Source organism: Mesorhizobium sp. M0001 (genome assembly GCF_040324255.1).
Lineage (GTDB): Bacteria > Pseudomonadota > Alphaproteobacteria > Rhizobiales > Rhizobiaceae > Mesorhizobium.
Window position 1 is genome coordinate 69,555 of sequence record NZ_JAMYVS010000013.1, and the last position, 13,864, is coordinate 83,418.

Genomic DNA, 13,864 nt, shown 5'->3' on the forward strand with positions numbered 1-13,864 from the left:
AGTATGCGCCATCAAAGCCTGGGATCAAACAACTAGTAGAACGGTCTTGTAGCGAATTCAGATATTCTCCCTCCCACTTGTGTACCGTGGTCTGCTAGCTGTATGGCCGAGGCCCTATAAGGAACCTTTACGTCCGGAATACACACCCCACCGACTATATACACCTGCTGCGTTGAGGAGGAATCCGGTATTGCCCCTGTGCCCGCCGATGATCCGTCACCTGCGATCCCCTGACCTGTTTGGACCCATCGATCGCCTGCCTGCACTTGGCACGCGGATGGGCGAGCGGACACTTGAGGTTCTCAACCCGTCGACCGGCGAAGTGCTGGCAGAGCTACCCGATATGGGTGTCGAGGAGACATGCGCTGCGATCGACAAGGCCTATGTCGCGCAGCCTGGATGGGCAGGGTTTACCGCACGTGAGCGCAGCGACGTTCTATGGCGATGGCATCAGTTGATCATCGACCACGCCGACGATCTCGCTGCAATTCTCACTGCGGAGATGGGCAAGCCGCTTGCGGAAGCCAAATCGGAGATATCGCATGCTGCGGCGTATCTGCAATGGTATGCCGAGGAGGCAAATCGGGTCTATGGCGAGACGATCTCCGCACCATCGGCCGACCGCCGAATGTTGGTGATCAAGCAGCCCATCGGGGTCGTCGGCACGATAACGCCATGGAATTTCCCGGCCTCGATGGTGGCGCGCAAAATGTCCCCAGCCTTGGCGGCGGGCTGCACGATCGTCCTCAAGCCCGCTGAACAGACGCCGCTCGTGACTGGAGCAATGTTCGCCCTCGCCCATCAGGCAGGCTTTCCCGAAGGCGTCGTCAACCTGATCTACGCATCCGAAGCTGACGCGGTCGGCCGCGAACTTTGCACAAATCCCAAGGTCCGCAAGATCAGCTTCACCGGGTCTACTGAGATCGGGCGCCTACTCATGCGCCAGTGCTCGGCCCAGATCAAAAAAGTCAGCCTAGAGCTCGGCGGCAATGCACCTTTCATCGTCTTCGATGACGCCGACATCGATGCCGCGGTTGACGGTGCGATCCAGGCGAAGTACCGCAATGCCGGCCAGACCTGCGTTTCAGCGAACCGCCTTTACGTCCAGTCGGGCGTTCACGACGAGTTCGTCGAGAAATTCGTTGAACGGGCTCGCCAACTTCAAGTTGGTGACGGTTTTGCGCGCGGAGTGGACATAGGACCCCTCATCGACAAGAAGGCTTTGGCCAAGATTGAATCCCATATTGCCGATGCCGTAGCTAAAGGCGGCGCGATTCGATGCGGGGGCAAACGCATCGGCACGAATGGCACGTTTTTCCAACCAACGGTCCTGACCGGTGTCACCAGCGAGATGACCGTCGCGCGCGAAGAGACATTCGGGCCGCTCGCACCGATTATTCGCTTCAAAGATGCGGATCAGGTCGTGCGTGATGCCAATGAAACGATCTACGGCCTCGCGGCCTATTTTTATGCCTCCAACCTGAAGCGTGTTTGGCGTGTCGCCGAGTCCTTGGAATACGGAATGGTGGGGGTAAATACCGGCCGGATGTCTTCGGAAGCGGCGCCGTTCGGTGGGATAAAACAGTCCGGCATCGGGCGGGAGGGATCCCGCCATGGGCTCGAGGATTACCTCGAAATGAAATATCTCTGCATGGGCGGCATCTGAAGCATCGGCTTGCACAGGCGGGGTACCTAGCGAGCGATTTCCAAACATGTGAATTGTAGAATCGCTCCTCAATTAGGGCGGTCCCTACCCGAGCAAACACGCAATCCCGAGGAGTACCCTAATAATTTAGGGATCTATCTCTCCCGCGACAAGCGTCTGCATTTCGGCGAAGACCTCGTGAATGTTAAGGAGGATACGCTTGCGATTTGGCGGCCCTAGCCGAATAAGTTCAGACGAAGGGCTGTGCGTTGCGCGGGTCTGATTGGAAGCTTGTGCACCATGCCAGATCCTGAACGCTGGTTGTGAGCAATATCCGGTTTCGGACCCGAATTTGAACCTGCTACATTCCGATTGTCAGTAGCTCAGTTGTTCTTCGGCTGAATGCCGCGTCGGTACAGTCTCGGACAGAATAGAAGATAGCATCACGCAGGCATTCGCATTCACATTGGTTTCGGCGCACGTTCCAGGGCGCCAGGTTGACCAAGCGAGTCGAATCGCATGACAGCCTTGACCGGCTGGAGGACGGAATGCCGATGCCGCAGAGGTTGGTCAGCGCAGTCGAGCCCACACGGCATTGCGGCACGAACAGCAAGGGCTGGGAAGCGATCGGCCGAGCGGTCCTCGAAGGCGCGGGCCAGGGTTGTCGACGACGCGCTGGTTCAGGTCCGCTAATCTGGTCTCTACTGGTGCACCTTTGGGCTCATAGTGCTTCCTCCTCATCGAGATGAGGATTGCCGGACTTGGCGTAGAACACCAACACGGGTCTGAGATCAAAGCGCGTCCCGGGTGCAAGGCGCTGGACGGACCGGGGCCATGTTTCGGTTGAGACGCCATCGATGCCTCGCGCCAGCGTTCTGGCGAACCGGGGCATTAACGGAGCGAGTGTCGGTGCCAGGATCGCAGCGGCCGTCGTCTGAAGGGCTAGCGAAGTCCGATTGCGGGCGGGATAGAAACGTCGCGCCGCCGCAAAGTCTTGCGCCCCACGGTAGATCACGCAATCGCGCACGAATTCGCAGACCTGAGTGGCCGCGCGCCGGACCGAGAAGCCTTCGTCCGAATATGCCCGCTCCATCGCAGCGCGATAGATCTCTATGCGAGCAAAGAAGGCGCGGTCGACCGGGCTCCAGTCGCCTGCATCGGGTACACGGCCGGCAAAATCGTGCTTGATTTCCTGGTTCAACGCCTCAAGCCAGTTCAGCCAGATGCTTTGGAACACCTCGTTCTCGGTGCGGCGCAGCGCGTCCAGCGTGAAATCCGTCCGCTCCCCTTCCGGGCGTGTCAGGCCCAAATGGAGGCGCACGACGTCGACTGTCTTTGGGCTCAGAACGTCCTTGCCCCAGACCGCATGGCGGCAGCTGGTTGAGAACTTCTTGCCGTCGAGCAGGTAGAACTCGTTGACGTGATAGCGAATGCGTGGGGTCCAGTGGGAGAAGACCTCGGCGTAAAGAGCGGGGTAGAGCAGCGCGTGGTAGAACGAATTGTCGAAGCCGAAGAAATGGACAATCTGCCAGTCGTTGCCGGGCATCTCCGCCTTCCAGTCGCGACCCATCGAGCGGCCGAGCGCCTGGATGTTGTACAGAAAACCGAATGCCATCTCCGGCCACACCCAGATCACTTGCCCCGGGAACCCCTCGGCCGGCAGGCCCCAGTCCGAGGGGTGGGTAATGGGTAATGAAAATTCGCCGCGTTGGCGTAGGCGCGCGAAGAGATCCAAGATGCGTAGCGGGACGCCTGATGCCCTTAGATGCCGGTCGATATTGTCGTAGCAGCGTTCCAGGACAAGTTCCGGACGGCGGAGGGAGCCGACCAGCGGCGCTTCGGCAGACTGCCGTGACCGCGCTGCACCCAGGTCGTGGCAAAGGTTTGGGGCGCCGCATTCCTCGCAGATGTTGCCGGCGGCGGAGCCGCCGCAATCGGGGCAGAGGCCTCTAACATCCGGCTCATAAAGATAGTGGCCTGTCACAGCATCGAAAAGCGCAGGGCTCTGGCGCAGATCTACCGCCGTGCTGGTCAGAAGAGTTCGGAAACACGCGGCTTGAAATTCGCGGTAACCGTCATCGCCCATTGTGGCTTGGAAGCTGTGGACGTCACAATCGAGAAGTGCAAGCGTGGCGCGAATCTCGTCGGAGTAGTAGCGCGCCACGTTTGCAGGCGTGCATTGATCGGTAGCGGCGCGTGTCGCGACGTAGCTCTGGTAATCGTCGCTTCCGGTCAGGTGATACGCCTCGACTCCTTTCATGCGCAGGAAACGGGTATGGACGTCGGCGCCGAAATAGGGGCCAGAAAGATGCCCCAGATGCAGATCGCCATTTGGCGTTGGCGGCGCGGAGAAGACGAAGGTCGGCCCGCGTGGAGCCGTGGTCTTTGCAGCGGCATCAAGGGCGGCCTCGCCGTCTCGCCAGTAGACATCGACGAAATCCAGGTCTTTGTTCCCGTCGTTGCGCAGCACATGCGCTTCAAAAGGATGGAACAGAACGACGTCGCCGGCCTCGACCGAGATTTCCCCAAGGTCGGTGGTGACCTTGCCCGCACCGGACAGGACCACGAAGGCCTCGATTTCGTCGTGCCGGTGGGGCTCGGATGTGACCCCGGGTCCAACCTTTCCGAACGAAAACCCCGTGCGAGCGCTGCCCGTTCCAAGCGTGGCCGCGTCGATACCGAACGCTCGCGACAGCTCCGTTCGAGAAAACGTGTATTTGCGCATGACAACGAACCTAAGGTGTTGAAGAGTGGGCCGGACCTTCGGCTGCAACGAACAGCCTCAAGTGCACTTCATGGAGAGAAACGGCAGTCCGACCCGTTGGCGGCCCGGCCAGGATAGTGCAGCTCTGCGCCGGCAGGCGGGCGACCAAGGGGGGCGCTAGTCGGGCTGTAGGCACACAGAAGACCGCCTGCGACCACCTCCACAATCCACGTGGCCGAAGCGTCCGATGCTCCGCGAGACCGCAAATCAGACCGCCATACCGTCCGCGCATTTTTTGAGCGGTCGATCAGTTTAGTGTGCATGCCTCCGCCTAGCTGCGTGAGCTCAATCGCGATAGAAGATCCCATTTGGGGGCTTGAGATTGTCGAGATCGGCCACTTTGCCCTCGGGCGGGTTAAGGGCGCGCTTAAGCACGTTATATTCAGCGCGGGTCGGCCCACCGGTTGAGGCACGCTGGAACACCAAGTAGAGTGTCCGCCGAGAACGATTGCTTTTGTTCGGTCGTGAGTAGTGCGGTGCGTAATCGTCGAAGATGAAGATGTCGCCAGCCTTCCATACTACGGGTTCCCAGGAGAACGTTTCGGCTACTTGAGGATAGATCACCCCACCGGCATCCATGGGAAAGACCCCCTTTTTGTGGTTGCCGGGGCTGAAGAAAAGCCCGCCGTTTTCCGGGTCGGAATCGTCGATGGCTATGGCAACCACCGCATGGACCATCCGGTCGGGGAGTTTGTGTGGAATATGATAAATGTCCTGATGCGGGAGATAGCCGCCGCTGTCTGGGTAGTGGAAAATCAGCAACTCCTTGAGCCTGCGCGAATCTTCGCCAAGCAAATCCTCGACCGCTGACTTTATGCGCTGATCTTCTAAGAGCAAACGGCGCAATGGATCATGGAAATCGAGAAAATTCTCGATCTTGGAGATGATCTTTCGATTGTCCGTCGTCTTCTCGAACCACATGAGCCATTTATCATCGCTGACATCCCAGCGTGACATATCTTCGACAAAATTAGAGATATCTTCCTGAGCCGCTGGCGCAAAGAAGCTTTCGAGCCTGACGTATCCGTCTTTCTGCCACTTGTCTCTTTGTGTATCAGTCAACATGCGAAAAGCCTCCTGTTGGAAAGACAGATTGGTCGGACCCCAATTAGGGCAGTCGGGCGCTGGCAAGTTGCGGTCCACGGAGACGGTCCCACGCATGTGGGACGGCGATGCTAAGTGCGTTCCGCTCCGACGGATTTTGTCCGCAGAAGCTCGGCGCGAGACTGCCTATGTCAGGCTCAGCCGGGTCCAGGGCTTCGGTAAACTGGGCCGGATCAATCGGTTCACCCGGTCTAGCCGCTACAAGCATCGCTAAAGGCCGGCACCATCCGCTGACCGCCGACCCAGCCATGGCCGCCAAGACCACGGCGCTCTTTCGTGTGAGCGACCTGGTACGGTCGTGACAACCGTAGCCGAAATGCACGCCCCCAGAATAATGCGATGCGCCGCTTGGTCCAAGAACTTGTTCCGTCACGATGATTTCGGAGAAGCCTCCGGCCTTCGCCGCAGCGGACGCGGACGTCATTCCCAGGATCCCACCGCCGATGATCAGAAGTTTACGAGTCATATCCCGCTGCCCATTTCTTCGGCTACGGGGGCGGGCCAGCTCTCGATCGAGGTATGGCTGATGAAGCCAGGATGCTCGGGGTTCGCGCATGGCGCGCGCCCAAGAAGGCTATCGAGGATGCGGCGCGCGCGCCAGGCCAGCAGGCTTAGGTTCGGATCGGCCAGGCCGCGCTGCCCGAGGCTCGCGTTTTGTACGAAGATGCGTCTGTCACGCGGTCCGTCCCAGCTCACCGAAAAGTCCTCGCAAATAGCTAATTCATTGTCGATATGCTCCAGCCGGTGCGCGATGGGTTCCAAGAAGTCTGGCATCGCGTTCTCGTAACCGGTGGCCAGGATGACGATGTCAGCCGTGACTTCTTCGACCTCGACCATGCCGTGCTGCAGGGTCAGCCTGTGACCCGCGCCGGCGTTGATGCAGTGCGAGACGGTGCAGCCCGGCCGCAGTGTGATGTCGGATCGGTTTGGCTCGAAAAATGAGTGGCGGTAGAGCGCCTGATAGATCGCGCGCAACGTGCTTTCTGAAATGCCGTCCGAGGCAAGCACGAAACGCCGCAGGAGCAGCTTACGCTGCGACTCGCTCATGGCCGCGAAACGATCCGAAAAGCAGGGCATGAACAACTCGTTTGTGAACGGGCTGTTGTCCAGAGGCAGATAGTTTTCGCGCTGCGAGACCCAAGTGATCGAGGCAGGCCGCCGTTCTTTCGGCAGGCCGATAAGATGCAACATCACCTCGGCTCCCGATTGTCCTCCGCCGACCACGCAGACATGCTTTCTCCGCACCTCAGGGTGGATGTGCAGTAAAACAGATGAGTGGAACAGGTTGCGTCCAGTCCAGCCCTGGAACTGAGGCGGAATTTGCGCCTGCTTGCCAATGCCGACCACGACGTCTCTGGCGCCGAGAACCGCCTTATCCGTCCGCACCCGAAACTCGCCGTCAAAGCGGATTTCGCGCACTGTCTCACCGCCACGCACAAGTGGGTTCCTGTGGAAGACCCAGTTCAGGTATTGTTCGAACTCCACTCTGAGCACGGCTTCGAACTGTGCGTTCAGGAAGTGATACAGACGCCCGTTCTCGTGCAGGAAGTTTACGAAAGTGTAGGCTGATCTCGGATTCACTAGAGTGACCAGGTCCTTGAAGTGGCTGACCTGGAGCTCCGAGGAATCGAATGCACTGCCTGGATGCCAGCGGAAGTCGACCTGCCGATCCAGGAACACCGCCCCTTTCCCAACTTGCTCGTGTAGCTGACACGCAAGGCTCAAATTGGACGGGCCAGCACCGATCCCAACGCAAGATAACTCCACTGCTTCCTCCTATAGAGTCTTCCCACTAGGCGGCTTGTTCGCGGCGAATACCGGCCGCAGCCACTGGGCCCCCCTCGCGGACGTTCGGAGCACCGGTCCCGACCGGGTTTGCGAGCATTTGTCCAGCGCGTTCGCGTCGTCCAATGTAGACCGGAGCATTCCAGCGCGGTGAAATCGAGGGGTCATGCCGGCGACGTGGGGCAACGACGTATGTCTTTCCGTTCGTCTCGATGCCCGCGTCGCCGTCACGCGAGACGCTTTGCAGGCCCATTAAGGTGTTTGAAGCCGGCCCAATCGCCGGCCCGACCATGACGCGCAGGCCTTTCGGCGGCTTGATGGCAGGCGAGAGCGCAGTGTTCACTACGGCGACGGCATTTTCGGTGCGCATGATCATGGACGATGTCTCGCTGATGCGTTCGCAGGGTCCCATGCATGGGCCGTGCCAGAGAAGGAAACTTTATTAAACAACAGGTTGGCGGATTTGCGATCCTGTCCGACATCCGACATTGAGGGGGACTCTTCAGGGCGGCGCCCGATTTGCACTTCGGTGTCGCCTTTCTCCGAATAGCTAATCGGGCACCCTCTGCATCAGAATACTTCTCCTATGGGGACCAGCGCAGTCTTTATGAACGGACAGTGCAGAACCCTGCGTCTCTGTCGGACAGATCACGATATGCCGTGTCCATCGAGCTCAGCAGTTGCAACAGCTGCCAGATCGTTAGCCCTATCGTCCCGTTGCACTGGCTGGATCCCGACATCCTTGGAGGCCGCGATCATGAAGAGCGATGCAATCTCATGTCCGCCGCGAGGCCTCTCTCATGCGGAAGCAATTCTCTATGTTGGTGTCGGATCGATGCTCTTGACGGGACGCTTGCGGATGGGCGCATGCCCAGACCTAAGCGCATCAATGAGTGCGCGATATGGGACCGACACCCGGAAGAATTGCGTATGACCACTCTGCCGGTTCCAAAAGCACGTGCGCCATTCGGTCCCAGGCGGAGGGATAGGGCCGCAAAGCAGTCTTTTGCGCGCCGGCCGGTGGGCCAAGATGGAGCCATTGTAACTCAGTTATTGATCATCGCCGCCGCGGATTTCTCAGGCTGTGCGTCCGAAGCTCGGCCAGTCTCGCGGTGAGCTTCACTGCTTATTCCGCAGTGCCCACCGAGTTCGCACAGGAGTTCTTATCAGGCGGTCATGGCTGCACTCCTTGTCGGATCTTCGACGATGTCGGACATAAGACATAGCGCCATCAGGGGGATCACATTGTTATGAAACGATTTACTCATTTGGCACGACTCCTGCGATGCTCTCAGCAAAACGCGTTGCGGCAAGGACTGAGGAGAAATCATGCCATGATCAAGCTCACCGAACATGCGGTCGCAGCGGCAAAAAAACAAAGCTCTCCCGAGCCGAAGGAGAACCTTGAAATTGTTTTCCAGTCGAATGCCCCAGACGAGGATTCCTATCTTTGGCTCGAAGATCTGGAACGAGAACGGACACTTGCCTGGGCCGCCAGCCAGCCGGTTAGAACGATGGGGCACTTCGGTGGAACACAGTCGATCGCGAGGCGACGCCCTGATAGCGATCTCCGACTGTCCCGACAAGGTTCCCGTGTTCATGCGTCGCTGTCAGTACCTCTACAGTTCTGGCAAGACGGCCGGAAATCCGCGCGCACCGTGGGCCGGCACCACCATTGCCGCTACGCCGATCCTGCTCGCCACCACGAAGCGGGCCGAACGCGCCCACCCGGGCCAGGCGCGAAAGACGGCCGCGAAGCTGCAGGCCTTTGGTTATCCCGCTTACTTCTAAGTGAGTACAGCTCGATGATTGCGAGCACGGCGCAAATAGAGTGTGCGCGGTCCCACGCACACTGCGCATGAGCGCTCCGCCACAACTCGAGCAAGACTTGTCGTAGTTCAGTGCATCATTTCTGAAGAGCAAGGAGACGATATCATGGCGAGAAACAAAATCCGCATCGCGCGGGGAGTAACAGCGGCCGTTGTCCTCATCGTGATGGGACAGCAGGCCGTCGCGGCGGACCTTGCGCAAGCGGCTAGCGTCCCGAAGGCAGGAGCCTCGGTCACGGAAGCGCCAAGCCCTTGGCAGATCCGGCTGCGTGCGTTGGGGGTCATCACTGAGGATTGGGGTTACGTCAATGCGGTGCCCGGCTCTGGTCTTTCATATTCGGACACAGTGACGCCGGAACTCGATATCTCCTATTTCTTCACGGACAACATCGCTGCCGAGCTCATTCTCGGCACCACCTATGCAAACATCAACGGTCAAGGAACGATCGGAGGGCTTGGCGATATCGGCAAGGTTTGGCTGCTGCCGCCTACGCTCACATTGCAGTATCATTTTGCCGATCTCGGCGCTTTCAAGCCCTATGTTGGCGCCGGCGTGAACTACACGATTTTCTATAACCAGGATGCCGGCAGCGCCAACACTCTCAAGGTTAAGAACACGTTCGGCACAGCGCTGCAGGTCGGGTTCGACTACATGGTGGATCAGCACTGGGGCGTCAACTTCGACGTGAAGAAGCTTTTCCTGAAGCCAGACTTCGACGTCACGGTGGACGGCGCGAAGCTGACGGGCAAGGCCGAGCTCGATCCCTGGTTAATAGGCGCGGGTGTCACCTACCGGTTCTGATAGCGAAAGGCGAAGAAGGCTTGTTGAAGACCTGGACCACGAAGTAAGCGCCCCCTTGGGCAGCCGACCTGAAATGAAGGGCGCATCGTGCGAGCTTAGGCCGCGACGCTTAGGAAAGGTGGGATTGGAGGGCGTGTCTTCACATCTAGAGTAGTGCAGCAACATTGAACGGCAGCACCAACAAGCTCGATCCGATTGGCTTCGGCTCGCCGGCTGATGGTGAAGATCGGCTCAGCACTGATCGGCGATGCAGAAAACGGAGAGATGCACGGTCCTTGGCTTGAGACGCTGATAGAGGATGTCGTCCGATTTTCCGCACTCGGGCAGCAGATGATCATCGTCACCTCTGGTGCCGCCGCGGTCGGCTCAAGTCACTTCAACCATCTGGACAGATCTCTGCCAGTTGAGGAGAAACAAACGGCGGCCGCTATCCGTCAGGTTCAGCTCAGGCGTGCCTATGAACAGAGTTTTGACCCCGCGCGCGCCCGTTCCGCCCATTTGAGGCACGTTGGCTGCACTTGGTTGCGTGCCGATCTCTCGCGGCTTCGCTCTGAAGCCCATCCGCTCAGGTGAAGACGCTATGATCGTGGATTTGAGGCGTCCGGTTGTCAAAGTGTGGTGACTGCGCCGGATAGGGCTGCGATCGTGTCGGAAAGGTCCAGCCGATTACCATCAGCATGAAATTCCGACGAGTTTAAGCTCATTTTTGTCAAGCGATTGTGCTCAAACAATGAGAGAAATTATCTATATGTCTGCTTACCGCTTCGCAAATGTGACATAAATTCTATCTGATGACCAAGTATGATAGTCGCGTTAAGGTGTTATATCATTTCTTATTATGGGCTCGATTGCTTTAACGCTCAAGATCATTTACTACTCTATCGAACGTCGCTAATTATTTTATTCGGAATTGTCGTGCAACCGTTCGTTTGCCTCGAAGGAAGTTAAATGTCTGCTGTAGGCGGTGTAAGCAGCGTCCGCGCCGATCGTTCTCGCAACGTCGATCGCATTGGATTCATCGGTACCGGCATGATGGGCCGGCCGATGACCGCCAAGCTCCTGCAAGCCGGCTACTCGGTGAATGTCTACGACATCGATCCCGCGGCTGCGACAGACGTGCTGAAAAAGGGCGCCCGGTGGCATAATGCACCGCGCGACGCGGCCCGCGACTGCGGCATTGTCATTACCTGCCTGCCGCTGCCACGCGACGTCTTCGACAATATGGTGGGCGAGCGGGGCGCTTTGGCCGGAATGCCCCCGGAGAGCATTTGGATCGACACGTCCACCACCGACTACCACAACACGCTCGAGATCGCCCGCCTGGCGGCAGCAATTGGCGTGGATTCGCTAGAAGCGCCCGTAAGCAACCTGTCCCACATGGGGGTCGATTTTGCCAATGTCAGCTTTTTCGTCGGCGGGTCATCGGAGGCCTATGTGCGTTGCGAGGCGGTGTTGCAAACCATGGGAGCCGTCTCCTTCCATGTCGGAGACATCGGTCAAGGCCAATCAGTTAAATTACTGACGAATCTACTTTTCTACACTGCAGCCGTTGCGAGCGGCGACGCGCTCTGCCGAAGCGTGCGGGCCGGGGTTCCAGCGCAGCAGGCGTGGCGGAATTTTGCCGGTTCTTCGGCGAACTCCGTTGCAATCGAGCAATTCGCCCCGTTTCTCCTGGATGGCAGCTACGACCGCTCCTGCACCCTGGAGATCACGGTGAAGGATATGGGCTTGACCGTCCAGCTGGCCAACCAACTGCGCGTGGGACTGCCGCTCGGACGGGCGGTCGAAAAGCGTTTTAGCTTGGCGGGACGGAAGTTCGACCGATACGACAGCCACCTGAGGGTCATCGAACTGGCGGAGGTGGTCTTCGGCGTTCGACTGCAAGTGCCGGGTTATCGCGCGCCATCCAAGTACGGTGCCAACCCCGCGCATCCGCCAGACCAAGAATTCCTGACCGATCCCGTCGGACGGATCAAACCCAAGCTTGAGCATGTGTTTCCGCTCGACGACATCCCGCTCAGTGGCATCCAGATACGGTTGCTCAAGTCTCTGGTCGGTGAGCTCACCCACATCAATCGGCTGATTCTTGACGAGGCGTTTGATCTTGGGCGCGGAATGGGCCTGAGCGATGCCCTGATACACGAGGTTATCACCTGGAGCGTAGGCGCTTCCGCTTGGTCGGACAGCCAAAATGGGCAGTACGACAAGAAACATCTTGTATATCCAGCCGCGGCGCTTGCGAAGCCGACGACTAGACCGAATCTCATCTGTCCCTGTACGGAGGAACCTGTCATGAACACCCGCGATCAGCAGACGACACTGGAGCAAGCTGCGCGAAAACGCATCAAGGATTCCCATGACCTCGACGGCGACGTCGATCGCTTGACCCACTTCTATCGCGGATGGGCCAGTTCCTACGAGTTGGATGTTGGCCAGGACCGGTACTGCGGGCCGATGATCGTGGCGGAATTGGCGGGCACGGTTCAGACGGCCTATTTGGCCAATGAGCGAGCAGCCATCGCAATCCTGGACGCTGGCTGCGGAACGGGCCTCGTCGGCGTGGAACTGGAACGCCTTGGCTTCCGGTTGATCGATGGGATCGACCTCTCCGAGGCGATGGCCGAACAAGCCCGGCAAACGGGCGTCTACCGCGATGTCCAAGGCGATGTCGACCTTAACGTGCCGCTGCCCGAATACTCCAGTGCGACCTACGATATTACGGTCTGCTGCGGTGTCTTCACGCTCGGTCACATCCGACCGGACGCACTGCGCGAACTTGCTCGCGTCACGCGCCCCAACGGATTCGTCATCGTAAGCACCCGCAAGAGCTATGCGGAGGCCACATCCTTTGAAGATGAGGTGCGGCGTCTGCAGGATGCGGGCGTGCTTGTGACAGCACACTGTCTAAACGACGGCAGATACATCGCGGAGGAGGACGCACACTATTGGGTTTTCAAAGTGACCGACAAAGCTAACGCACCAACGGAGGAGCAGCTATGACCACACTACCGCAAATCTCACTGGCAAAACTGGCAGCTGATGCAACCCGACACGAAGAGCGCGAGCGCCTACGCCTGGCCTGCGAGGAGTACGGGTTCTTCTACCTTGAGCACGGAATCCCAAAGAAACAGATCGCAGAAGCGATCCAGGCTTCCCGGCGTTTCTTCACGTTGCCACAGTCGACAAAGGAACGTTACGGTCACGCCACCCAAGACGTATACCCTGCTACCGCCCGTGGGTACAGTCCGTTGTACGGCGAGGTGCTACATCCCGAGGCTGGCCCCGATCCGAAGGAAATGTTCGACCTAGGAATCGAGAAGGAAGGCGACCGGCGTCCATTTGCTGGTTGCACACGCCTTCCGGATGACGCGGTGGCTCCTGGTTTCGCTCGAAACCTGCTTGCTTTGCAGGCTACTGTGGTCGACGAGGTTGTGCCACAGCTTGGAATGGCACTGGCCGACCTGCTCGAATTGGAAGAGAGCTGGTTCCGACGTCATTTCAGCCCGCCGACGGTCCTGCAACGCGTGATCCGGTATCCATCTAGTGGCGGCACGGCCGGAAAGCATACCGACAATGGGTTCTTCACGCTGCTGCTGCAGGAGGAACTTCCCACGCGCTCCTTGCAGGTGTGGTTCGGGGAGCGCTGGGTGCCGGCGCCGAGCTTGCCCGACACTCTCGTGGTCAATCTGGGCGACATGCTTCAGGCTTTGAGCGATAACCGATTCAAGAGCACACCCCATCAGGTCGTGCATACCGGTCCGACTGACCGAATTTCCCTGCCCTTCTTTATCTATCCCGACATCGACGCTTGCCTGACTTCCAGGCAAGGAAAGCAGACCTTCAGTGTGGCGGAAGTGATGCTGCGCAACTTTGAGTCAATCTGGGAAACCCGGGATGGAGCCGGACGGGCGCGAGAGTTGCAATAGGTCGTTCGG

General features: G+C 58.7%; 11 protein-coding genes. 6 read left to right on the top strand and 5 right to left on the bottom strand.

The window, feature by feature from the left end; genetic code table 11:
• Positions 1 to 208: 208 nt before the first annotated feature.
• The gene (locus NKK50_RS26605) at positions 209 to 1,666 is read left to right on the top strand and encodes an NAD-dependent succinate-semialdehyde dehydrogenase (protein ID WP_352544102.1); all 1,458 of its coding nucleotides are present in this window, start codon (positions 209 to 211) and stop codon (positions 1,664 to 1,666) included.
• Positions 1,667 to 2,366: 700 nt separating this feature from the next.
• Here the strand turns inward: NKK50_RS26605 and NKK50_RS26610 are convergent.
• From NKK50_RS26610 to NKK50_RS26630, 5 genes are all read right to left on the bottom strand, one after another.
• Complete coding sequence (locus NKK50_RS26610; protein ID WP_352544103.1) at positions 2,367 to 4,370, bottom strand: class I tRNA ligase family protein; 2,004 nt, start codon at positions 4,368 to 4,370, stop codon at positions 2,367 to 2,369.
• A gap of 324 nt (positions 4,371 to 4,694) precedes the next feature.
• Positions 4,695 to 5,474 (bottom strand): phytanoyl-CoA dioxygenase family protein, encoded by a 780-nt coding sequence (locus NKK50_RS26615; RefSeq protein WP_352544104.1) that lies wholly within the window; start codon positions 5,472 to 5,474, stop codon positions 4,695 to 4,697.
• 501 nt (positions 5,475 to 5,975) lie between these two features.
• Entirely contained in the window at positions 5,976 to 7,280 is a 1,305-nt protein-coding gene (locus tag NKK50_RS26620; protein WP_352544105.1) for a lysine N(6)-hydroxylase/L-ornithine N(5)-oxygenase family protein, read from the bottom strand.
• A gap of 25 nt (positions 7,281 to 7,305) precedes the next feature.
• The gene (locus NKK50_RS26625; RefSeq protein ID WP_352544106.1) at positions 7,306 to 7,674 is read right to left on the bottom strand and encodes a hypothetical protein; all 369 of its coding nucleotides are present in this window, start codon (positions 7,672 to 7,674) and stop codon (positions 7,306 to 7,308) included.
• A 790-nt stretch (positions 7,675 to 8,464) separates the two neighbouring features.
• Positions 8,465 to 8,899 carry a hypothetical protein gene (locus tag NKK50_RS26630; RefSeq protein ID WP_352544107.1) on the bottom strand — a complete coding sequence of 145 codons (435 nt, stop codon included), beginning with the start codon at positions 8,897 to 8,899 and terminating at the stop codon, positions 8,465 to 8,467.
• Between NKK50_RS26630 and NKK50_RS26635 the strand changes: the two genes are divergently transcribed.
• The 5 genes from NKK50_RS26635 (at position 8,898) to NKK50_RS26655 (ending at position 13,855) form a co-directional block, all read left to right on the top strand.
• Entirely contained in the window at positions 8,898 to 9,089 is a 192-nt protein-coding gene (locus tag NKK50_RS26635; RefSeq protein WP_352544108.1) for a hypothetical protein, read from the top strand. The genes NKK50_RS26630 and NKK50_RS26635 overlap by 2 nt on opposite strands.
• 144 nt (positions 9,090 to 9,233) lie before the next feature.
• Positions 9,234 to 9,929 carry an OmpW/AlkL family protein gene (locus tag NKK50_RS26640; protein ID WP_023816337.1) on the top strand — a complete coding sequence of 232 codons (696 nt, stop codon included), beginning with the start codon at positions 9,234 to 9,236 and terminating at the stop codon, positions 9,927 to 9,929.
• Positions 9,930 to 10,145: 216 nt separating this feature from the next.
• A complete protein-coding gene (locus NKK50_RS26645) occupies positions 10,146 to 10,502 on the top strand; it encodes an amino acid kinase family protein (RefSeq protein WP_352544109.1) in 357 nt (118 codons plus the stop codon).
• Positions 10,503 to 10,877: 375 nt separating this feature from the next.
• On the top strand, positions 10,878 to 12,929 hold the full coding sequence (locus NKK50_RS26650) for an NAD(P)-binding domain-containing protein (RefSeq protein ID WP_352544110.1): 2,052 nt from the start codon (positions 10,878 to 10,880) through the stop codon (positions 12,927 to 12,929).
• Positions 12,926 to 13,855, top strand: a complete 930-nt coding sequence (locus NKK50_RS26655) for a 2-oxoglutarate and iron-dependent oxygenase domain-containing protein (protein WP_352544111.1) — start codon at positions 12,926 to 12,928, stop codon at positions 13,853 to 13,855. The genes NKK50_RS26650 and NKK50_RS26655 overlap by 4 nt, the downstream gene beginning before the upstream one ends.
• Positions 13,856 to 13,864 lie beyond the last annotated feature (9 nt).

Bases quoted from the DNA above. Each gene is read 5' to 3' on its own strand.
- NKK50_RS26605 (WP_352544102.1), top strand. From the start codon at position 209: ATGATCCGTCACCTGCGATCCCCTGACCTGTTTGGACCCATCGATCGC.
- NKK50_RS26610 (WP_352544103.1), bottom strand. From the start codon at position 4,370: ATGCGCAAATACACGTTTTCTCGAACGGAGCTGTCGCGAGCGTTCGGT.
- NKK50_RS26615 (WP_352544104.1), bottom strand. From the start codon at position 5,474: ATGTTGACTGATACACAAAGAGACAAGTGGCAGAAAGACGGATACGTC.
- NKK50_RS26625 (WP_352544106.1), bottom strand. From the start codon at position 7,674: ATGATCATGCGCACCGAAAATGCCGTCGCCGTAGTGAACACTGCGCTC.
- NKK50_RS26635 (WP_352544108.1), top strand. From the start codon at position 8,898: ATGCGTCGCTGTCAGTACCTCTACAGTTCTGGCAAGACGGCCGGAAAT.
- NKK50_RS26630 (WP_352544107.1), bottom strand. From the start codon at position 8,899: ATGAACACGGGAACCTTGTCGGGACAGTCGGAGATCGCTATCAGGGCG.
- NKK50_RS26640 (WP_023816337.1), top strand. From the start codon at position 9,234: ATGGCGAGAAACAAAATCCGCATCGCGCGGGGAGTAACAGCGGCCGTT.
- NKK50_RS26645 (WP_352544109.1), top strand. From the start codon at position 10,146: ATGGTGAAGATCGGCTCAGCACTGATCGGCGATGCAGAAAACGGAGAG.
- NKK50_RS26650 (WP_352544110.1), top strand. From the start codon at position 10,878: ATGTCTGCTGTAGGCGGTGTAAGCAGCGTCCGCGCCGATCGTTCTCGC.
- NKK50_RS26655 (WP_352544111.1), top strand. From the start codon at position 12,926: ATGACCACACTACCGCAAATCTCACTGGCAAAACTGGCAGCTGATGCA.